Here is a 22,185-nt window from a genome sequence, read left to right as displayed (position 1 = left end):
GGGTGGAAGTATCTGCATTCCGGCAAATAAACGTGAAGCGCCACTTGGGTATTCGTACGTGTGATTGTAGGTCAAGTGACTGACATTCGGGCATTTTATGTCAAATGTTAAACTTTTACAATCACGCACGATGAAACAGTTAAAGAATGCAGGGCGCATTGCATTGGGTGCAATGGCTCTGAGTTTGATTACACATTTTTCCAAAGCCCAGGTTGGGATTGGTACCGAGACGCCGCAGGCTAAGCTGCATGTACATCACGGGGCAATTATGTCTACGACCAAAAATTTCGATCCAGCATTCGATCCGTTTTATGATCCTCAGTTGCCGGGGGATTCAATTCAATTTGGCTTGAAATGGATTTACGACAAGGGAGCTTTACGAACAGGCGGATTCAGGGAAGGCCAAAGTGATTTCGATGCACCTAACGTAGGATTGTACTCTTTTGCTTCGGGTTACGAGAATTCAGTTACCGGACGAGCGGCGGGGGCAATTGGTTTGCAGAATACTTCAAGTGGTACAGCGGCGTTTGCAGTCGGGATTGGATCCCAAGCTTTTGGTAACTATTCTTTTGCACATGGAAACCAATCCAAGGCAAGCGGATCGAACGCTATTGCAATGGGAAATGGCGCAATTGCCGATGGGAATAATTCTGTCGCTATTGGCAACGGTTCGACCGACGGTAAAACAGGCTCTTTTGTTTTGGGTTATGGAAATACGCAGGTAAAGAGCGTTTCTAATAATCAAATGACAATGGCATTTACAGGCGGATACCGATTATACACGGACAATATGAGCACCATAGGAGTTTTGCTTCCAGCCAATGGAAACGCCTGGCAGGTTACTTCCGATGTCAACAAAAAGGAAAACTTCGCACCCGTGAATGGCGAGGACTTCTTGCAAAAGATCAGCAAAATGAACCTCACCTCCTGGAACTACAAAGGTCAGGACCCGAAACAATATCGTCATTACGGTCCGATGGCGCAGGATTTCTATAAGGCATTCGGACAGGATGCGTATGGTACAATCGGATCGGATACGACCATTAATCAGGCGGATTTTGATGGCGTGAACCTGATCGCCATTCAGGCGCTGGTGAGGAAAATGGAGCAGATGAACAGCGATCTGCTGGCGGAGATTGCGACGATCAAAGCGCAGCTCGCGGATGCGCAATCTGCGCTGCGACGGAAGAATAAACGTGAGCTTGTAAGTAGGAAGTAATGAGAAACTTACTATTCAAATTCAGTTTGCCCGGGCTAATGTACCTGATAAGTTGCACTATGGTCTTTGCCCAGCTTGGCGTCGGTACGAACCTTCCCCAGGCCAGGTTGCACGTATACAACGGAACGTTTTTGTCGCAGACGCCGAAGCTGGATCCGCAAACGAGCCCGTTTTATGATATGGTCAATTTCGACGACGATTCGGTTCATCATGCATTTAAATGGATGCCCGAGAAAAGTGCGCTCCGAGCGGTAGGATCGAGTATTTACAGCAATACACTCGATCCTACAAAGGTTGGCAAGTTTACCGTTACATCTGGGTTCGACACTTTCGCGACGGGGTTGGGTGCTTCCGCCAGAGGTTTGCGAGCGAGTGCTACTGCGCTGGCTACATTTGCCAGCGGGCAGACAACCGTTGCGAGCTACGATCTTTCGTTTGCACAGGGATATTTCACAAATGCGAATGGTCTTCACTGCGTTACAATTGGCACAAATCTCTCCAATAATTATACGACAGGTGCTTTTGTAATGGGGCACAGCTCTTTCAGTTTTCAGAACACCAATGATCATCAGTTCAGGATGTCGTTCGAAGGGGGCTATCGCTTTTATTCAAGCAATCTATTGATCAGTGGCGTAATGTTACCTGCCGGGGCGAATGCATGGAGTATGATTTCCGACGTGGCGAAAAAGGAGAAATTTATTGCCGTGGACGGTCGGAAGTTTCTGCAAAAAATCGAAGCAATGCCTCTTCCCTCCTGGAACTACAAAGGCCAGGATCCGAAACCTTTCCGCCATTACGGGCCAATGGCTCAGGATTTTTTCCGGGCGTTTGGCAGTGATGCATGTGGCGCGATTGGAACAGATACAACGATCAACCAGGCAGACCTCGATGGTGTGACGCTTATTGCTATTCAGACGCTGGCGAGGGAAACCGAGGAGTTGCAAAAAGTCAATGACGATTTGGAAAAGGAGCTTGCAGCTCTCCGCAGGCGCATTGCGAGTGGACCCGGTCCCCGCCATCCTCCTAAAAATATCTTGATGGCAAACAGGAGACGGTAAACTATTCGAAGATCATTTAACGAGAATCACACTATGAGAACTAAACGTAATTATCGGTTAATATCTACTGTTTCGGGTCCAACCAGGAAAGGAGTGTTGCTCATTTCCGGCTTTATGCTGCTGCATTTGCCGTCGAAAGGGCAGGTAGGAATTGGTACCACGCAGCCACAGGCTATGTTACACGTACACGACGGGTCAATATTGTCGAGTACGTTGCCTCAGAATCCTGCCGACAACCCCTATTATAATCCGGCCTTCCCCGACCCTGTGGAATTCAAAATGAAATGGTTTCATGATAAAGGTGCATTCAGATCCATTGGGTTCCGAGCGGGAAGCGGTGCTTTGGACCCATTCGTTACAGGTATGTATTCGTTCGCCTCGGGATTTGAGTGCTTTGCGACGGGTATCGGTTCTACGGCATTCGGTTTAAAAACACTAGCCTCCGGAAAGGCCTCACTGGCAAGCGGAGAAAGCTCATCGGCAACCGCCTTTTGCACATTTGCGCATGGGGAGTCTGCGATTGCCAGCGGCGCTAATTCGGTGGCGCTGGGCACGCTGGTTTCTACCAATGGAAAAGCGGGGGCATTCGTATTTGGAGATTACAATAAGAATATGCAGCTCACCAGCACTGCCGATAATCAGATTTCCATGCGGTTTGCAGGTGGGTATCAATTCTATACCAATAGCCAGGCATCGGTAGGTGTAAGTTTAGCATCAGGCGGCAATTCGTGGCAGATCGTATCTGACCGGAACAGGAAAGAGAATTTCAGCCCGGTGGATGGAGAGGCTTTTCTGGAAAAGATCGAAAAAATGCCGCTATCCTCCTGGAACTACAAGGGGCAAGATCCAAAACATTTCCGGCATTACGGTCCGATGGCGCAGGACTTCTTCGAGGCCTTCGGGCATGACAGCTATGGCACAATTGGGACGGATACTACGATCAACCAGGCGGACCTGGAAGGTGTGAACCTGATCGCAGTTCAGGCGCTCGCTAAAAGGACGCAGCAGTTGAGAGAGAAACATCGTGAGTTGCTTCTGGAAATTGAAAGCATCAAGGAGCACCTCGCAAACAATGAGCCAAGCTCAGTGACGCGGAAGCGAAGAAAAGTGCTTTTGACGAAACGCTAGGGAAGTATTCCAACCAGAAAAATCATTTGAAGATTATGAAAAGAAATAAACTAATCACAGGTCTGCTGCTCGTCTTGTGCGCGGCACAGGCTAAATCGCAGATCGTGACGGGGAGTAATATGTATGTTAAAATCGGGACGATATTGTCGATGGACAGCCTCGTACTCGTACCCACCGAAGATCTCAACCTCGGCAATAATTATTCCCTCACAGTAGCGCATACGGCTGTGCCGGGTAACCCGAATGCGAGTATCAATAAGAAATATGTTTTCAACAATCCGGTCAATTTTCATGGCAACGTAGGCATTATCTACAATCCGACCGAGTTGAATGGCAATACGGAATCGATGCTGGAATTGGCGAATTCGTGGTCGGATGAGTCGGGGTTTGTGACGATGTCGGGCTCCACGCGCGATTTAGGCCTGCATTATGTATCCAAGGACGTTGCGGACCTGGATATCCGATTGCTTACGCTCGTGAATGCACAGAGTGCGCTGCCGGTTACGCTCGTGACATTCGATGCGGAAAAGGAAGAGAGAAGTGTAAGATTATCGTGGAAAACGTCCCTTGAAACAAACAGCGATTTTTTTGAAATCCAGCGGAGCCAGGACGCGAAGAACTGGAAAGAACTGCATCGGGTGCAGGCGGCTGGGGAAAGTAGCCAACAGGCAACCTACGGCTATACTGACGCCGAGCCGATTGCCGGAACGGGCTATTATCGGCTGAAAATGGTGGACCGTGACGGCACATTTGCATTCAGTCAGATCAGGAAGGTGGCGTGGGATGGAATGGATCTGGTGGTATTCCCGAATCCGGCAGGCGATCGGCTCGAGATGGACTTGAAAGACTGGTCGAAAGTAACGAAGGTAAGCGTGCTGAACGCAGGAGGCGGCATTGTGAAAGAAACCGCCGGTCCAAGAGGGGCAAAGGAAAAATACATTCTGCTAACCGGCTTTCAACCGGGGAGCTACATTCTGCAAATCGAGTACCGCGACGGAAGTTCTGAACGTACGCATTTTATGAAGTATTGATATTTGCCCGATCCGGGCTATGGTGTTGCCGGTAACGCACACAATAGCCCGGATTCTGATTTTAATCCTAATTATCATAGTAAAATTACCGGCTTGCCGGGTTTAATTACCAGAATTTATTCAACGAGATTCCTTAACCCTGCTTTTCCTGTTCGATCGTATGCTGCCATTCCGAAGTAGTTTCAGAATCGGTCTGCCATTGCTGACCGCCTCCCTGTTGTTTAATGCCCAAAGTTGTAAACCTCCCCAAAACAAACCGGGCCAGAATGTAACAGTGGCCAATGCACCTCAAAAACTGGAAACCGACATTTATGCCGAGCATATCCGTACAACCGGTTTCCAAACGCCGGAAGAGGAGCGCCTCAGTTTTGTGCTGCCGGAAGGATTCGAAGTAACACTTTTCGCTTCCGAGCCTGACATTACCAAGCCAATGAACATGGAGTTCGACGATCGCGGCCGGTTGTGGGTGACGCAATCGTCGGAGTACCCGGTGGCGGCGGGAGAAAGCGACGGCAAGGACCGGATCACGATCCTCGAAGATAAAAACGGTGACGGCCGGGCCGATAGCTTCACGCATTTTGACGATAACCTCAATATCCCGATAGGCATTATGCCGGTTGCCGACGGCGCGATCGGGTACAGTATTCCCAATCTTTATCATTTTAAAGACACTAATAACGACGGCAAGGCCGATGGCAGAGAGATATTGCTCGGCGGCTTCGGACATAAGGACACGCACGGGATGGTGAATAACCTCATGCGCGGATTCGATGGCTGGCTGCACGTATGCCACGGGTTTTCCAATGTGTCGAATGTTGCCGGGACCGACGGCGACTCGATACGCATGAATTCAGGAAATACTTTCAGAGTGAAAATGGATGGGAGCCATGTGGAACAGACGACCTTCGGGCGGGTGAACCCGTTTGGCTATGCCTATGATGAGAAGGGGTATTTGTATTCCGTGGATTGCCACACCAAACCCATTACCCAGCTCATTTTTGGCGGGGATTATCCGCATTTTGGCAAGAAGGCACCCGTCGGGCTGGGTTTCGCCCCTGCGATGATGACCTACGACCTGGGATCGACAGCGTTGGCAGGACTTGTTTATTACACAGGGAAACAATTTCCGGAAAAGTACCGGGGCAGCTTCTTCACCGGCGACGTCGTTACCTGCCGCATTGACCGGAATACGGTTACCTTCAATGGTTCCACACCTTCTTCAAAAAAGGAAGAGCCGCTTTTGGTCAGCAAAGATCCGTGGTTCAGGCCGGTGGATATCAAGGTCGGGCCGGATGGCGCATTGTACATCGCCGATTTTTACAACCGGATTATCGGGCATTATGAAGTAGCCCTGAACCACCCCGGTCGCGACCGGGTTAGCGGGCGGATTTGGAAAGTAACTTACAAAGGCAATGAGCCGCATGAGAACTTGCCGGTTACCGACTGGTCCAAAGCGTCGATCGCGCAGTTGCTGGAAGGGCTGAGGCATCCGCAGCTGAATACGCGCCTCAAAGTGGCCGACCGGCTTGTCGATACCTGGAAAGAGAAAGCCATCGAGCCGGTAAAAGGGCTTCCAGGCAATGCCGACGCGATTACGGAGGTACACGCATTGTGGATATTGCACCGCCTGGGCGCGCTCGACGACCGCCTGCTCGACCACGCGCTTGCAAGTACGAAGCAGGTGGTGAAAATTCATGCATTGCGGATTTTGGGAGAACGCAATGCCATCACCGATGAACACTACCGGAGGGTCACGGAAGCATTGAAAAGCAACGACCCATTTGTCCGGCGAGGGGCTGCGGAAGTTTTAACACGCTTCCCCAGGCCTGAAAACCTGGCATTGCTGATGGATCTGTATGAAAAAGCACCGGCCGAGGATACGCATTTGCGCTATACCGCATTGCTGGGTGTCCGGAATAACCTGAAAAATACCAGCGTAATGTGGCGTGTTCCTGCCATGCGATGGACGGATACGCAACTGGCATTGCTGAATAGGGCATTGCTCGATGTGCCGTCGTCCGCGGGCGCAGCATTCGTGCTCGACTACACACTCACCCATGAGCTGGATTCCCAAGATCTGTTAAACAACCTCGAATATATTGGCCGGCTAGCAGCACCTTACCAGATCGAAAAGGCCATTGGCCTGATCAACGCGAAGTTTGCGAATGAACCGGAAAAGCAGCTTTCACTGTACCGGACGATTCAGACCGGGATCCGGCAAAGCGGGGTAGCGCCAAGTCCGAAGATGGTTGCCTGGGGTGAACAATTGGCCGGCAAGTTTTTGAACGATGTATCTGCCGGAACCGAAACGTGGAAGATCAGGAAAGTTGCGAAGAATGCCGATCCGGTGAATTCCTGGACGGTTTCGGACCACTTTCTCGTGGATGTAATGCCTGCCTTCCGCATTGTTTTAAGTGAAAAAGGAGGGTATGGGCCGCAATCGGCATTGTACTCGGTGCCGTTCAAGCTGCCGGCAACACTAAAAATGAATGTGTTTGACAACGATGTCCATAACCGGGCGGAGAAAAAGGGAATTTCGAAAAACTCGGTTAAAATCCGTTTGGCAAATAGCGGAAAGGTGGTTGCGGAGTACCGGGTTAATCAGGCGGAGGCCATGCAGTTCAAGGAGCTGATCCGCAACGCGACGTTCAATCTGGCCGGGTATGAAGGGCAAATGGGGTATATCGAGGCCGTGGATAGTTCGCAGACGGGTTCGGTGGGGATCGGGCAATTTGAACCTGCGGTGGTTGCTATTCCTGAAAAGGGGCCGTCTGCGATTTCGGAGCAACGAATTGCCGCGGCGGAAATAGCCGGGGAATACCGCATTCAATCGCTTCAACCCGCATTAAGAAGTATTTTACAAACCAAATGGATGGATTACACGGTCAGAAGTGCCGCCGCCGGCGCATTGATGAACATGGATCCGAAAGAAAATGTGAATGTGCTTTCGGATGTATTCAATGATCCGGCGGAGCTGCCGACTTTGCGTGAGAAACTGGCTGTGGCTATGGGGCAGGCCGCCTCTCCTTCCGTTTACGAAACACTGAAAAAGCAGTTGGCGAGTGGGGCGCGCAACCTCCAAATCGTGATTGCGAGCGTGCTGGCTAACACTTCTGAAGGCATTGGCTATTTGCTGAGTGCATTTAAGGACGAGGAGCTTGGTGCGGATATCGCTACGGAGGTGCCGGTGCAGGAGCGGCTTACCAATAATGCGGACGCTTCGCAGCAAACGCAAATGAGGCAGTTGCTCACGGCCGGCGCGTCCGAACGTGAGGAGCGTCAGAAGCTGATCGATGCACGCATTGCAAATTTCAAGCCGGCTACTGCGTTTTCGGATGCGGGAAAGGTCATTTTCGTGCAGAATTGCAGCGGTTGCCACCAGATCCAGGGATCAGGAGGGCTCGTCGGCCCGCAACTCGACGGTATCGGAAACTGGGGACACAAGGCATTAACCCAAAAAATCCTTGACCCCAACAGGAATATAACTGAGGCGTTTCGTACTTATAATATCACATTGAAAAATGAAAAGACCCTTACGGGCTTGTACCGCAGGACAGAAGGCGAGACGATTGTGTTCGCGGACATGACAGGGCAGGAGTTTTCAGTGGCGAAAGGCGATATGAAAGAATACCGGGCATCCAAATACACATTAATGCCCGACCAATTCCGGAATATCATTCCTGAAAAAGATTTTTATGCATTGCTCGACTACCTCCTCGGAGTAAAATGATATTTGAGTATTAATCCTAACCCATAAATCCGATGCTGTTAACCGGAAGAGTTTTGAAATGGTTTTGTTTGATCAATATGGTTGCATTTGCCTGGACCAATGCGTCGGCGCAGAAGAAAGGGAAGAGCGGTTCAGCGCTTGCATTTAAGAAAACGGAGCTTACCAAACGATTCATCGCAGAAGGTGCCGCGATGGGCGATGTCAATAAAGACGGCAAAAAGGACATTCTTTCGGGGGCCTATTGGTTCGAGGCGCCGGACTGGAAGGAGCACGAACTTGCCAAGCCGCAAGAGTTTATCGTGAATGGCAGTTACAGCGATTCTTTCCTGGATTTCGCCATGGATGTTAATCAGGATGGGTGGATAGACCTCATCCGTATTGACTGGCCGGGGAAGGCCGCTGCCTGGCACGAGAACCCGCAAAACAAACCTGGACATTGGCCGGTACATACCATTTATTCTTCGGTAGGGAATGAGTCGCCGCAGCTGGTGGATATCGATGGTGACGGCCGGTTGGATCTGCTTTGCAATGATCCGACGGGGAAGAAGGTAATCTGGTTGAAATGCCCTTCCAAAAAGGGTGAAACGAACTGGGAGAAATACGTGATCAGCAACGATCCCAACAACTCCACGCATATGTACACCCACGGGATCGGTTATGGTGACATTAATGGCGATGGTCGCAAGGATGTGCTGGTGCGGAGCGGATGGTGGGAAGGACCAGCAGAAGGACCTGCCAAATATCCCAAAGAGAAGGATTGGAAGTTCCATCCGGCTGATCTGGGACAGGATTGTTCTCAAATGTATGTGCTCGATTTGAATGGCGACGGCCTGAACGACGTACTCAGTGCGTCCGCACATAACTACGGTATATGGTGGCATGAGCAGCGGAAGGAGGGTAGTGAAACAGTCTGGATCCACCATGACATCGACAAAACTATTTCGCAAACGCACGGTTTGGCACTGAAAGACATGAACGGCGACGGGCACCCCGATTTTATCACGGGCAAGCGTTATTTTGCGCACAATGGAAACGATCCAGGCGAGTTCGAGCCTGCATTTATATCCTGGTTTGAATACAAACCGGGCAAAGTACCGACGTGGATCAGGCATGATATTGATGATAATTCGGGCGTAGGCCTGCATGTGACTGTCGAAGACCTGAATGGCGACGGCCTGCTCGACATCGTTACCGGCAATAAAAAAGGTGTACGCATTTTTACACAGCAAAAAGGGAAGTAAGCGCGGATGAAGTTTGGCATCAATACCTATCTGTTTTCTTCACCATTCACGAACGAAAGCACCTCTTTTTTTCCCCAGTTCAAAAACTGGGGTTTTGACTTTGTGGAGATTGCCTTGGAGGATCCTGCGAATATCGATCCCGTGCTTGTGCGCAAAGCTTTGAACGATAGTGGGCTCGAATGCAGATCCGTGTGCGCGGCCACCGGCCCGGGGCGCGACCTGCGCGGCACGCGTAAGGACCAGGTGACGGCGATAGAATATGTGGAAGCGCTTGTTCGCATTGCACCGGTACTGGGAAGCAAGCTGGTGGCCGGGCCTATTTATTCTGCGGTAGGCCGGGCGGAACTCGTTTCCGATGATGAAAAGCGCAGACAATGGGAGCTTGTTGCGGGCAATCTGAAAGTACTGGCGGATTTTGCTGCAAAGCACGATGTGAAACTTGCAATAGAGCCGCTGAACCGCTACGAAACCGACTTTATCAATACCTGCGACCAGGCATTGCGAATGATCGAAACCGTGGGCAGCGACGCATTGCAGGTACACCTTGATACCTTTCATATGAACCTGGAAGAAAAAGATCCGGCGCTCGCCATTCAGAAGGCCGGGAACAGGCTGGGTCTCCTGCACGCATCCGGCAGCGACCGCGGTACCCCCGGCGGCGATCAGATCAATTGGGACCGCATTTTCGCAGCGCTGGACCGTATCCATTACCCGGGTGACATTGTAATCGAATCATTCACGCCCGATGTGAAGGTCATTGCCAAAGCGGCATCCATCTGGCGGCAGGTGGAGCCCTCGCGCGAGGCTATCGCGGTGGAGGGGCTGCGCTTTTTGCGCTCGCTGGCGTTTTGAACGTTCGGTCTTTCAGCCGATGTTTTCGCACATTGAAACCACTCCATTGGTCTCGGTTAGTGGGAATAGGCATGCGGATTTGGTAATATTGTAAAAAACGAACCGGCTCATGATCACAAGTTTTGACCAACTGGATCCCACTAAGCAGTATACTTACGCTGATTACCTGAAATGGCAGTTCCAGGAACGTTTGGAGCTGATTAAGGGGTATATTTATAAGATGTCGCCTGCTCCATCGCGTCGGCACCAGGATATTGTGTGGAACCTGAACGTGGCGATAGGTAACCATATTAAGGGACACCCTTGCAAAGCCTATTCAGCCCCATTTGATGTAAGACTACCCGTTAAGGATAAGAAAAGCAACCAGGAAATTACAACCGTCTTGCAGCCGGACATCTGTGTGATATGCGATCTGTCAAAACTAGACGACAAGGGGTGCCTAGGGGCTCCGGATCTGGTGATTGAAGTGCTATCGCCCGGCAATTCGCTGAGGGAAATAGATCAGAAGTTTAATGTTTATGAAGAAAGTGGCGTGCGGGAATATTGGGTCGTTTATCCGGAATATAGTCACGTTAATATCTTTTTGTTGGATGAATCGGGCAAATTTGTAGGTCAGCACCCCAAGAATAATGGAGAATTGCTGCGCTCTACTGTTTTTCCGGAGCTTGTTATCAATCTTTCCGAAGTATTTTCAGAGTAAATCAAAAGCCCCGAAATTTTCCGGGGCTTTCATACTTCGATGCCAATTTGTTTTCAGGCAGTAACTTCCTCTTCCAAATGCGAGGCACTCAAATGCAGCACCTCGGTGGTATAGGCACGGGTTTTGGCAGCCAGGTCTTTTTCCTTGGAAAGTGATTTGCCGAATGAAGGGATGATCTTCTTGAATTCGCGCTGCCATTCCGGAGATTTGGCTTCCGCGAAACATTTGTGAATCAATTCCAGCATGATCGACACGGCGGTCGAAGCTCCTGGTGAGGCGCCCAGCAATGCGGCGAGTGAACCGTCGGCGGCAGTTACCATTTCGGTACCGAATTCGAGCACACCACCTGCTTTTTTATCTTTTTTGATCACCTGAACGCGCTGGCCAGCCGTTTCGAGATCCCAGTCTTCGAGTTTCGCTTCCGGGAAGTAGTCTTTCAGCGCTTCGAGGCGGTCTTGTGGCGATTGGCGAACCTGGTCGATCAGATACTTGGTTAACGGGATGTTGTGCAGCCCCGCCGCCAGCATGGGTTTGATATTGTTCAGCTTAATGGAAAGCGGAAGGTCCAGATAAGAGCCGTTTTTCAAAAACTTGGTTGAAAAACCAGCATATGGCCCGAAAAGCAATGCCTTCTTGCCGTCGATAATGCGGGTATCGAGGTGGGGAACCGACATCGGTGGTGAACCCACGGAAGCCTTGCCATATACTTTCGCCTGGTGTTTTTCAACGATTTCAGGCTTGTTGCACACCAGCCATTGTCCACTTACCGGGAAGCCACCGAACCCCTTACCTTCCGGGATGCCGGATTTTTCGAGCAACGGCAATGAGCCGCCCCCCGCTCCGATAAATACGAATTTGGCGTTGATCTTGCTTGTTTTTTTTGTAGCACGGTCTTTCACCTCAATGTGCCAGGAGTTATCCTTGTTGCGGGAAAGGTCGTCGACCTCGTAGTTGAGGAAAAGATTTACGCCGTCCTGCTTTTCCAAGTAACTGAACATCGCTTTGGTCAATGCGCCGAAGTTAACGTCGGTGCCAAGTTCCATGCGTGTTGCGGCTACCTTTTCATCCGCATCTCTGCCGTTCATGACCAGTGGTATCCAACTTTCGATGGTGTCCTTGTCCTCGGTGTATTCCATTCCGTGGAACAAATGGTGACTGGTCAGAGCCTTGTAGCGCTTGCGGAGATACTCCACGTTTTCCTCGCCCCATACAAAGCTCAGGTGAGGAATGTTGTGGATAAATTCATCAGGTGAATCAATCACACCATTTTCAACCAGGTACGCCCAAAACTCCTTCGACACCTCGAATGATTCGGCGATTTTAACGGCCTTTTTGGTTTCAATGGAGCCGTCGGCCAGCTGTGGCGTGTAGTTCAACTCGCAGAAAGCGGAATGGCCGGTGCCGGCATTATTCCACGGATCTGAGCTCTCCGCCGTAACGCGGTCAAGGCGTTCGAAAACGGAGATGGTAATGGATGGATTAAGCTTTTTCAGTAGAACCCCGAGCGTAGCGCTCATAATGCCTGCCCCAATCAAAACCACGTCAGGTGAGCTCGTTTTTGAAGACTTTTTGGTATTCATCACGAAAAAAAGGAAATATGGTAAGAAGGCCTAAGCCCGGAAAAGTACAAATCACTGTTAGGTAACAATCGTCCTAACAATATTTGTTTCGAAAATAGTATAATTTCAAAAATAAAAGTTATGGCAAGCTGTAAGTTCTTGGCAGGGGGCAATTAAAACTTTCTATGTTGCAAAAGTGGGAGTGGAAAAATAAAAAAGCCGCCTTCATCAGGCAGCTTTTTGTTTGGGCTGTTGCGGCGTACTTAATCCGCCTGGATCGCGTCAGATTCGTTAAGATTTAGGGCTTTTACAACAGCATTGTAGTCTTTCCAGTCGATTGCAGCACTGCGTCTGAATTTCTCTGTCGGAACGAAAATAACCCTAACTGATTCCAGGTCTCTCACGGGCGCAGTAGGTGTACCATCGGTCCAGCTAACAGGTTTGATTTGAACGAAGAACGTTCTTCCGTTGCGAAGCGCATAGCGGAAATGGAATGTGGTAGTGTCACCACTAGCAAAGCCTACCGGGCCCGGAATAGACCACCAGTAATTCTGGCTTTTAATGTAAACAAACACGCCGGCGTCTGTAAGCATAGCAGTATCTGCAGGCGTTAGATTGCTGACACCGAACGAGTAACCACCGTCTGCTTCTGTTTTCAGTGCACCGGTTGTGATGATTCTCGCGCCGAGCGCGTCTTTACCAGCTACACCCGTGTCGCCCTTAGGACCCTGGGCTCCCGCGGGCCCGGTAGCTCCGTCTTTACCTGCTGGCCCCACATCGCCTTTTTCGCCATCACAGTTTACCAGTGACATACCGATTAAGACAACCGAAGCAAAGAAAATTAGTCGTTTCAACATACTGATCGTTGGTTTGGTTAGAATATTAGAGTACTTGTTGCGGACAAATATAAGGATGAAATTATTTGTCGGTCCAAAAAATCATGCCTGCGGTAGCATCATTCACGCTTTGTCGAAATGATTCATTCTTTAAAATGCGGGGTTTGCAGTTCATTGTTCTGTTTTGAAATTATTGTATTTTTGTTTAACTATAATAGAGTTCCAAATCCCACGTTGCAATCATTAAAGAGTTTATCGTTTATCATATACACTAACGGTGTAATTTATGCACTATTAAATTTGAGCTTATGAGGTTAAAAAGTTTTACTTCCCTTTTTGGTGTGCTTTTACTGTTTTTTAGTCTTGGCATATCCAATGTATTTTCCCAAAAATTCGGCGGAGCTAATGGGAATGAGTGGCTTGCGGGCAAATACGGCCAGCAGTGGGTGCGCGTAGGGGTATCTGCCAAGGGGATTCATCGCATTGCCATTTCTTCACTGCCCGCGGCGTTCCAGTCGGCTGATAAAGCGAAGCTTCAATTGTGGCACCGCGGAAACCAGGTTAGTATTCTGAAAGCCGATAATACGGAAATACTTTTTTATGGGGTGCCCAATGACGGTGCGTTCGACGAATTATTGTACCGCTTGCCTAGTTCGCGGAAGAACCCGTATTTTAGTACTTATTCCAATGTAAGTGCTTATTTTCTAACTATCGGAGCCGATAACGGTTTGCGTGCTGAAGTAGAAAACACGGCTGTTGATAATGGGGTGGCAGCATCTGAATTTCACAATCAAGTTGAGTTAAAAACTTATCAGACCGAGTACACTCACTTTACCTTTTATTCGTCACGTCCGGCTACTTTCAACAGTTTTTTTGAAGATGGAAAGACAGGAACCGGAACGCGTCTTCCTGTTGGTGCCCCGGCAACTAGCCCGGTCTACACCGCTAACCCGGTGTCGAATGCGCAGCCAAGTACTCCTGCTTCCAATTTTAATTTTGCAGCTAAAAATGTCTATGGTGGAGGCATTCCTAAGGTCAAGATATTGTTGAGCGGGCGGTCAGGTAGTGCGCAAGTGCAGATCAAGGCGGGTAAAAATGCGTCGTCTCTGCGTCAAATTACTACTGTCAATACATTTGATTTTGGTCCGCTGGAAGTGAATTTTGACCTGGATCCCGCGCAGGACTATGATGCAAACGGCGGTACCCTCGGTTTTCAGAGTGTTATTCCGTCGTCTTGGTTTTCAGTCACCTATTTCACGGTATCCTACAATCAGACAATTGATGCCCAGGGGTTAAATTCGTACGAGTTCAACTTTCCTGCAGCCCCTGCCGGGTCAAAGTCGAGAATTCCCATCGCAAACCCTCCGGCCAACGCGTTGTTCTATGATATTTCAGCCATCGATAACCCCCGCATTATTCAGGGTGCAGCAGCTAACCTGATGGTAAGCCGCAACGGTAACGCTTTGAAATTGCTTACTACGAATGATAGCCAGAACATCAATGTTCAGGCAGCGAACATATCTACGGTAACATTCCAGGACATTAATCCGGCTTCCTTCAATTATCTGATCATAGCAGCCGATAATCTTATTAGTTCGGCACAGGCTTTCGGTGCTTATCGTCAGAACGACTCGCCAGGTACCAAGTATTCGCCACTCGTGATTAAAGTGAAGGATCTCTACAATGAGTTTAACTATGGTGAGCCAAGTCCTGTTGCCATCAAACGCTTTGTGGACTATATGATTTCGGATGGCAACAAGGAGAAGTTTCTGTTGCTTGTTGGTAAATCAATTACACGACCTGACAAAGTTGTAAAAGAGTTGCCCGACGAAGTTCCAACCGTAGGTTTTCCAGGCTCAGACCTGCTGCTGGTCGATGGTCTTCGCGGTACTCCGGATGATGTTCCGGCAATTCCGGTAGGTCGTATTTCGGGTTTGACGGATGCCGAAGTAAATGGCTATTTACAGAAAGTGAAGGATTATGAAGCTCAAAAGGACATTGCATGGAGAAAGAATGTGATGCACGTGAGCGGTGGTAAAGATACAGGAGAGATCAACCAATTCGCGAACTATCTTTCGACTATTGGTAATATCGTTAATACTTCGCCGTTTAACGGAAGCGTTATTCAAAAGATCAAGACCCAGGCTGCGGACGTTATAGAAGAGGTAAATATTGGTACAGAGTTGAATGGAACGGGCCTCGGAATGATCAGCTACTTTGGCCATGGTTCAACTTACCGTACAGACCTAAATCCAGGCTACGTGACGGATCCTGCCAAAAACTACAACAATACGACGAAGTTTCCAGTGCTGTTTTATAACGGCTGCGGTGTAAACAACATTTTCAGTAACCTTTTCGGCAGCGCGCCGAACTCTAGTACTTCACGTCCTCTTTCACTCGACTGGCTTATCGCGCCGGGTAAAGGAGCAATCGTTGTTTTCGGAAATACCTGGGATGCTTACGCGAGCACTTCAAATGAATACCTGGACCGCCTTTATCCGCTGATTTTCTCGAAATCGGATAAAGATCGTGGAACAATCGGGGAAATTCTTCAGGAAGTTGCTCTGCAAACCAAAATAGCTAAGGGTTACAATTACAACCCCGGACAAAATAGTCGCGTAGCTGCATTCTACGATGCTGACCGCGCGAATATTCACCAGGTGCTTTTACAAGGTGACCCAGCTCTTAAAATCCTGATCAATGAAGCTCCGCTGCCGGTTAACTTGATTTCGTTTAATGCGAAAGCTGCCGGAACTAAGGTGGAAGTTACCTGGAAAACTGCTTCTGAAAGGAACAACAGCCACTTCATCATTGAAAGAAGTTACAATGCCCGCAATTTTGAGGAAGTAGGAAGAGTTGAAGGTAAGGGTGATTCGAATTCCGAAGTTTCTTACTCGTTTACTGATTCAAAACCTTTGGCAGGTACAAGCTACTACCGTCTGAAGCAGGTTGATTTTGATTCGGTTGTAGAGGGATCGGTTCAGAAAGGAGAAGAAACATTGTCAAGAATCGTTTCGGTGGAGCTCGACAAAACTTCGGCAATGTCGGTCGCCCCGAATCCTTCGACAGAATACTTTGAGATCAAGCTCGATGTTCCGACTAAGATCAGTAAGTGGAGATTGGTGGATATCAACGGCCGATTGGTGAAAGACAATGGAACCGGTAGCCGAGTAGATCTTTCGAACCTTTCTCCGGGTGAATATATCGTCGAAGTTGTTACAGCCAATGGCGATAAATACATCAAGAAAGTAATCAAACTTTAATATTTTGGGGGGCATGGGTACAGTACTCATGCCCCATTTTTTTTATTTGAGCTATGTCACTGAGAGTTTTACGGTATTTGCAACTGGTTCTGTTGCTTGTGGTGGGTGTGTGTGGTGGAGCCTTTGCTCAATGGGGAGCACCCTACACTAACGCATGGATCACCTACGATCAGCCTTACGTAAAGTTGAAAGTTTCCCAGAAGGGAGTTTATAAGGTGCCGTTTTCGGCGTTGCCGACGGGGTTTCCTGTTAATCAGCCTGAAAAGCTTCAACTATGGCACCGGGGCACTCAAGTTGCGATTCTCAGCGTAGCAAACAATGAAATTCTGTTTTACGGCATTCCTAACGATGGCGCCATCGATTCGCTTTTGTATCGGCCGATGAGTAGCCGGTTAAATCCTTATACCAGCCTGTATTCTGATGAAAGTTCCTACTTCCTTACTGTTGGAAAAGTCAATGGGTTACGGGCTGAAACTGTTGGTTCCGCGTCAGGAAGCGGTTCGGCAGTAGCATCGCATGTGCAGACGGACGTGAAGGCTTTTGCCAATGAGTATTCTCTTAGTACGCTAAGTGCGATCAGAGCTAATTTTTTTAACAGTTTCTTTGAAAATGGCGCAAGTAAAACCGGCGTTACTGTCCTGCCAGGAAAATCCGTCACTTACAACTTTCAGTTGACGAAACGTGTGACGGGAACAAAGCCTCAGGTAAAACTGATGGTACACGGGCGTAGCAACAACTCGCGCTCGATTGAAGTGTATGCAGGTAAAACGGAAAGCTCCGTTCGGAAAGTTGGAGCTATTCCCAATGCAAACTTTGTAGCTTCGTTATATTCATTTGAACTCGAAGAGACAGACCTCGCCGCGGATGGTAATGGCGTACTTCTGTTGAAATCTGTGGCCTCGGACACGCGGGACAGGTTCTCACTGGCCTATTATACTATTACTTACAACCAAACTACAAGTATCGGCACTGAAAAGAGCCTCGAGTTTAATTTTCCTAAAACATCAGACGCCAACACACACGCGAAAATTGCAGGCACTTCGGCTACGAGTAAACTCTACGACATTTCCAATCCGGATGTCCCAAGAATTATTCCCGGGACAGGATCCGATTTTACAGTGCCTCGCATCAAAGACAAAGCACTAAAATTGCTCTTGACCAATGAAGTGCTGACGATTGCTGCTGCTAAGATCAGCTCAGTTACGCTGACTAAACCAGATGTCAAGAAATACAATTATCTGATCGTTACCAACCAAACTCTGGAAGAGGGGGCTAAAACTTATGCTACCTATCGTGCTTCAGCGGAAGGCGGGGCATTTGTTCCTCTGGTGATCAAGATCACTGACATCTATGATCAATTCAACTACGGAGAGCCGAGCCCTGTCGGGATACGGCGCTTTGTGGATTATATGCTTTCGGACGGTAACCGTGAAAAGTATTTGTTCCTGCTTGGCAAATCGATCACGTTTAACGAAAGAATGGTGCGTGAACTTCCCGATGAAGTTCCGACAATTGGATTTCCCGGCTCCGACATATTATTGATAGAAGGTCTGGCAGGAGCTCCTAAAGAAGTGCCTGCAATACCCGTCGGAAGACTTTCTGCATTAACGAATCAACAGGTGTACGATTACCTGGCCAAGGTGAAGGAGTACGAGCATAGCAATGTCCAGGATGTAAGCTGGAAAAAGAATATTCTTCATTTGAATGGAGGCAAGTCATCGTCAGAAATCACTCAGTTGAAGAATATCCTTGCCGGTTTGGCTCCGCAAGCAGAGCAAGGGTACATCGGGGCAAAAGTTACACCTTTCGTTAAACAACAAGGAATAAGTGAAGTTGAATCGGTTAATATCACACCGGAAATTAACGCAGGGGTGGGGCTTTTGACGTATTTCGGGCACGGTTCTACTACTGTTACTGACCTGGACATTGGTTACATCACGGATGCGGCACGTGCATATAATAATCAGGGTAAATATCCATTGCTGTATTTCAATGGCTGCGGGGTAGGGAATGTGTTTAGCGCCCGGTTTAATATGAGCCCTTCGTCCTCAGATAGAATTGCATTGTCACTCGACTGGATACTGGCTCCAAAAAGAGGAACGGTGGCCTTGATTGCAAATACATTTGATACCTACGTTTCTTCAACCAGCAATTATCTCGACAAGCTATATACAACTTTGTTTCTTGATGCTAATACATCAAAGCAATCGATTGGTAAAATTCAGTTGGAAGTCGCTAAACGCATTTTTGCAGAAGGTTACAATTCGTATGACGTTGCTAACGTTCACCAGGCGTTGTTGCAAGGGGATCCGGCGTTGAAAATGATATATGTAGCTTCTCCCGACTATTCGGTTGATCCGGATGAAAGCATCCTGATCTATTCCGAGTCGGCGGATAAGACCATAGAGAAATCCGCGACATTGACTGCTGCGATCGCTATCAAGAACCAGGGTAAATACAATGCGGGCGAGAAGCTACCTGTGGAGCTCACTTACGGCTTTCAGGACGGCACCACTGAGGTGAAAAGCCAAACCGTAGCCGCGATGCCTTATTCTGATACAATTCGAATTGCGTTCCCGAGTAAAGGGGCGTTGAAATTTGTCCAGGTGAGATTAGACAGGGCGAACGTGATCCAGGAATTAAATGAATCCAACAATATTGCCGAACTCGTAGTTGATTGGGAAGTAGCGAAAACACAGCACATTTACCCGGCTGAAAGAGTAAAGGACATTATAGCCCCTGTGTTGAATGTAACCTTCAATGATCGGGTGATAGAGGATGGTGAGGACGTGGGTGCTAAGCCGACGATCAGGTTTGTCCTAACCGATGACCGTCTGATGTCGGCGGATACCAATCTCATGGATATTTTCATCAAGCCATGCCTTGATAATACTTGTGACTTTAAGAAATTGGCTTATAAAAACTTGGTTATTAGTAAATTAGGAGATCGGGTAGTTCAGGTAGAATACCGTGCTGATTTTTCTGCGGTTGGTGGTTACGAACTTCTGGTCAACACACAGGACGAATCAGGCAATGCGGCCGCAAATCCATATCATATAACGTTCAGAATAGGTGAAGGAGAAGATGGAATTGATTTAATAGCCTCGCCTAATCCAGCTACCGATTACGTACGGTTCCGTATCAAGGGCATAAAACTGGAATCTGTTCAGCAGGTTCAGTACGTCATCTACGACTTGCGAGGCATTAAGCTCTTGGATCATAGCTTCAAGCCGGTTTCGACACTTTCAGACTGGTATTGGACACCAGGCATAGGCTCGGGAATGTATGTTTATAAAGCGATTGTGAGCAAGAATGATGGTTCTGAGCAAACAATCACTGGTAGAGTAAATATTCTTCGATAGCGGATTTCCGGCGCCTATTGGAGGATTTTTTCTGATTTAAGCCATTCAAGCCAAGCTGCAACCGAAACTGTTCTTGTTACATGAAACAGGCTTCGGTTGTAGTTTTCCACAGGTAGGTGGTCTGTTTGGAGGAATTTGATTGTATCGTCAAATTTTCTCCTGTCGATGTATCGCCAAACCTCATTCGTGTCGCAAAGCATTTCTTTGGCCTGGACGTAAAGTTGAAGGGTCGCATTTTTTCCTCGTTGCCCGATGAGTGCTTTTTGTGACCTAAGTCTTACCTTCTCCGGTAGTATCCCCTTCATTGCCTCGCGAAAATGCATTCGTCCCGAACCATCGCCAAACTTGACAACCTCGGGGACAGACATGCACAATTCGAAAAGTGATTTATCTAAAAAAGGAGATCGGTTCTCGAACCCGTAATAGCGCCCAAAAATGAACCTGCTCTCATTTTGGCACACGAAATGCTGATTAAAAATCTCCTCAAATGATTGCCTGAAAGTGGCTGGAAGCTCGCCGCGCAAAGATGTGGAAAGCTCGTTGGTGCCTACCTCGGTATTGCTGGTGCTTTCCATAAAATCCTGCCTCAAGAGTGTGATGGGGGGAAGAGTATCTCCGTTAAACTTTTTCAAAAACGAGTTGAACGCATGGGTTGCGAAGTAAACAGGAGACAGGTGGAAATGAGCTGAAACTTCGCGGTATAGCGTGCTCAACTCGCGAAGGCGCATTGTTCTGAGCGACGGGGAAAGCCTACGGTAAAGAAAGTTTTGTTCCACAATGTTATTCTGCTGCTCAAAGCTTAGCTGTTTCCAGTTCTTGTGCTGGTATGCTTTGGAATAATATTGGGTGCGTTTGGAAAGTAATTCTTTCAAAAGACCCCATTTTCTTTCCTTGAAAAGCACTGTTAGGTATTCAAAACCGCTACCTACGATAGAATCGCCTCCATTACCGTTTAAGAGGGTCTGGCATCCTAGTTGTGACGCAAGTTTCAAAACACCATCATAAAACGTTGGTGCTACAAATGCTGCCTGGGGATACCCAAGTACTCTCGTATGTAGTGCAACGGTGCTGAGTGAGTCATCCGATATCATGATTTCCCGGTGATCCGATTTGATATTTCGGGCAACTTCCAGTGCATAACTTCTATCGTCGGAACCTGCACCCTGGGTATCATAGTAAAACGTATACAGGGGGTTCTCAGGTGCTAGTATCTTAGTAAACGTACTGACAGATGAAGAGTCGAGCCCGCCACTTAGGTGCGAGCCGATTGGTGCAGTTCCGGATGGTAGCGAATTACGGACGGCGTTCTCAAGAAGTATCCTGAATTGCTCCGCATATCCAGGCAGTGTGTCAACACTTTGTGGAATAAGAAAACGGGTATACGGCGCGGAAGAACATCCCTGCGGTGTTACCGAGAGTATATGCCCGGGCAGCACGCATTTTATCTCCTTGTAGAACGTTTCACCGTTGTAGTCAACGGACTGGTCCCGTCCAAAAGTTAGAAAAGCATGAAGGCGACTTTCGCTTGGCGTAAGGCTTATTCCCTTGCTTTTCGCTGATTTCAGGAGTGCGTGTAGATTGGTAGAGAATAAACAAAGCTGGCCTGGTAAAAACAAATAGTACAAAGGGTGAGTGCCAAAAAGATTCCTCACCAGATGGAGTCTTCTCTCATCCTCTTCATACCAAACTCCTACGCCAAGCTTGCTTCCGGATGATTTGAGGTAGGCCTTAAAATCAAAAAACGATGTCAAAAACGGGGTGTTTAAACCCCATATTTTGACATCGTTTTGATGATATCCTTCAAAACCAAGAATTGTGGTCTCGGAGAATGAATGCTGATTAAAGTCGCTTGGATACTCTAAGATCCCTTTATTCCAGCTGATTGACTGGCCTGATTCTGATTTTTGTAGCTGAAAAGTTGCTCCCAGTAAGATAACACCTTGAATCAGCATTAGCACAAATTCAAAAGGCAAGGCCTCAGGTCACTTTAAATCAGGCATCTGGTGCGTAATTCTGCTCGCTTGTTTCGTCGTCGAATTGGCTACCCAATTTACCTTTAGTCAACTTGCTAACACTTCCGTGCTGAACGAGGACCGGCTTGCGGTAAGACTTTTTTGTCTGTGTAGAGTGCGATGTCAATGTTTTCATTGTTTATCGGTTAATGAATGATTAATACCAGTATCCGTCGTAAATTTAGACAGATAAA

14 protein-coding genes are annotated in these 22,185 nt (G+C 48.2%); 10 read left to right on the top strand and 4 right to left on the bottom strand.

Features of this window, described 5'->3' with window-relative positions:
• Positions 1 to 130 precede the first annotated feature (130 nt).
• The 8 genes from J2Y43_RS05195 (at position 131) to J2Y43_RS05160 (ending at position 10,959) form a co-directional block, all read left to right on the top strand.
• Entirely contained in the window at positions 131 to 1,219 is a 1,089-nt protein-coding gene (locus J2Y43_RS05195) for a tail fiber domain-containing protein (RefSeq protein WP_309980939.1), read from the top strand.
• Entirely contained in the window at positions 1,219 to 2,277 is a 1,059-nt protein-coding gene (locus J2Y43_RS05190) for a tail fiber domain-containing protein (RefSeq protein WP_309980940.1), read from the top strand. Before J2Y43_RS05195 ends, J2Y43_RS05190 begins: the two co-directional genes overlap by 1 nt.
• A gap of 93 nt (positions 2,278 to 2,370) precedes the next feature.
• Complete coding sequence (locus J2Y43_RS05185) at positions 2,371 to 3,405, top strand: tail fiber domain-containing protein (RefSeq protein WP_309980941.1); 1,035 nt, start codon at positions 2,371 to 2,373, stop codon at positions 3,403 to 3,405.
• 35 nt (positions 3,406 to 3,440) lie between these two features.
• Positions 3,441 to 4,436: a T9SS type A sorting domain-containing protein gene (locus J2Y43_RS05180; protein WP_309980942.1), complete on the top strand. Its 996-nt coding sequence runs from the start codon at positions 3,441 to 3,443 to the stop codon at positions 4,434 to 4,436.
• Positions 4,437 to 4,596: 160 nt separating this feature from the next.
• Positions 4,597 to 8,166, top strand: a complete 3,570-nt coding sequence (locus J2Y43_RS05175; RefSeq protein WP_309980943.1) for a PVC-type heme-binding CxxCH protein — start codon at positions 4,597 to 4,599, stop codon at positions 8,164 to 8,166.
• A 53-nt stretch (positions 8,167 to 8,219) separates the two neighbouring features.
• On the top strand, positions 8,220 to 9,407 hold the full coding sequence (locus J2Y43_RS05170; protein ID WP_309980944.1) for a VCBS repeat-containing protein: 1,188 nt from the start codon (positions 8,220 to 8,222) through the stop codon (positions 9,405 to 9,407).
• A 6-nt stretch (positions 9,408 to 9,413) separates the two neighbouring features.
• Positions 9,414 to 10,259, top strand: coding sequence for a sugar phosphate isomerase/epimerase family protein (locus J2Y43_RS05165; protein WP_309980945.1), 846 nt, complete (start codon positions 9,414 to 9,416; stop codon positions 10,257 to 10,259).
• A 109-nt stretch (positions 10,260 to 10,368) separates the two neighbouring features.
• Entirely contained in the window at positions 10,369 to 10,959 is a 591-nt protein-coding gene (locus J2Y43_RS05160) for a Uma2 family endonuclease (RefSeq protein ID WP_309980946.1), read from the top strand.
• A 53-nt stretch (positions 10,960 to 11,012) separates the two neighbouring features.
• On the opposite strand, the gene J2Y43_RS05155 is transcribed toward J2Y43_RS05160, so the two are convergent.
• Positions 11,013 to 12,539, bottom strand: coding sequence for a malate:quinone oxidoreductase (locus tag J2Y43_RS05155; RefSeq protein ID WP_309980947.1), 1,527 nt, complete (start codon positions 12,537 to 12,539; stop codon positions 11,013 to 11,015).
• A gap of 242 nt (positions 12,540 to 12,781) precedes the next feature.
• Positions 12,782 to 13,375 carry a hypothetical protein gene (locus tag J2Y43_RS05150; RefSeq protein WP_309980948.1) on the bottom strand — a complete coding sequence of 198 codons (594 nt, stop codon included), beginning with the start codon at positions 13,373 to 13,375 and terminating at the stop codon, positions 12,782 to 12,784.
• A 320-nt stretch (positions 13,376 to 13,695) separates the two neighbouring features.
• On the opposite strand from J2Y43_RS05150, the gene J2Y43_RS05145 reads away from it, so the two are divergent.
• Entirely contained in the window at positions 13,696 to 16,617 is a 2,922-nt protein-coding gene (locus J2Y43_RS05145; RefSeq protein ID WP_309980949.1) for a C25 family cysteine peptidase, read from the top strand.
• Between the two features lie 53 nt (positions 16,618 to 16,670).
• The gene (locus J2Y43_RS05140; protein WP_309980950.1) at positions 16,671 to 19,979 is read left to right on the top strand and encodes a C25 family cysteine peptidase; all 3,309 of its coding nucleotides are present in this window, start codon (positions 16,671 to 16,673) and stop codon (positions 19,977 to 19,979) included.
• Positions 19,980 to 19,993: 14 nt separating this feature from the next.
• Here the strand turns inward: J2Y43_RS05140 and J2Y43_RS05135 are convergent, their stop codons facing one another.
• A complete protein-coding gene (locus J2Y43_RS05135; protein WP_309980951.1) occupies positions 19,994 to 21,931 on the bottom strand; it encodes an asparagine synthetase B family protein in 1,938 nt (645 codons plus the stop codon).
• 40 nt (positions 21,932 to 21,971) lie between these two features.
• Entirely contained in the window at positions 21,972 to 22,127 is a 156-nt protein-coding gene (locus tag J2Y43_RS33535; RefSeq protein ID WP_409014389.1) for a lasso RiPP family leader peptide-containing protein, read from the bottom strand.
• Positions 22,128 to 22,185 lie beyond the last annotated feature (58 nt).

Source organism: Dyadobacter sp. BE31, from assembly GCF_031457695.1.
Lineage (GTDB): Bacteria > Bacteroidota > Bacteroidia > Cytophagales > Spirosomataceae > Dyadobacter.
This window is presented reverse-complemented; position numbering and strand designations above follow the sequence as displayed.

Excerpts from the sequence above, each read along its gene's own strand:
- J2Y43_RS05190 (WP_309980940.1), top strand. The coding sequence starts at position 1,219 with ATGAGAAACTTACTATTCAAATTCAGTTTGCCCGGGCTAATGTACCTG.
- J2Y43_RS05180 (WP_309980942.1), top strand. The coding sequence starts at position 3,441 with ATGAAAAGAAATAAACTAATCACAGGTCTGCTGCTCGTCTTGTGCGCG.
- J2Y43_RS05160 (WP_309980946.1), top strand. The coding sequence starts at position 10,369 with ATGATCACAAGTTTTGACCAACTGGATCCCACTAAGCAGTATACTTAC.
- J2Y43_RS05140 (WP_309980950.1), top strand. The coding sequence starts at position 16,671 with ATGTCACTGAGAGTTTTACGGTATTTGCAACTGGTTCTGTTGCTTGTG.
- J2Y43_RS05155 (WP_309980947.1), bottom strand. The coding sequence starts at position 12,539 with ATGAATACCAAAAAGTCTTCAAAAACGAGCTCACCTGACGTGGTTTTG.
- J2Y43_RS05175 (WP_309980943.1), top strand. The coding sequence starts at position 4,597 with ATGCTGCCATTCCGAAGTAGTTTCAGAATCGGTCTGCCATTGCTGACC.
- J2Y43_RS05165 (WP_309980945.1), top strand. The coding sequence starts at position 9,414 with ATGAAGTTTGGCATCAATACCTATCTGTTTTCTTCACCATTCACGAAC.
- J2Y43_RS05150 (WP_309980948.1), bottom strand. The coding sequence starts at position 13,375 with ATGTTGAAACGACTAATTTTCTTTGCTTCGGTTGTCTTAATCGGTATG.
- J2Y43_RS05135 (WP_309980951.1), bottom strand. The coding sequence starts at position 21,931 with ATGCTGATTCAAGGTGTTATCTTACTGGGAGCAACTTTTCAGCTACAA.
- J2Y43_RS05195 (WP_309980939.1), top strand. The coding sequence starts at position 131 with ATGAAACAGTTAAAGAATGCAGGGCGCATTGCATTGGGTGCAATGGCT.
- J2Y43_RS33535 (WP_409014389.1), bottom strand. The coding sequence starts at position 22,127 with ATGAAAACATTGACATCGCACTCTACACAGACAAAAAAGTCTTACCGC.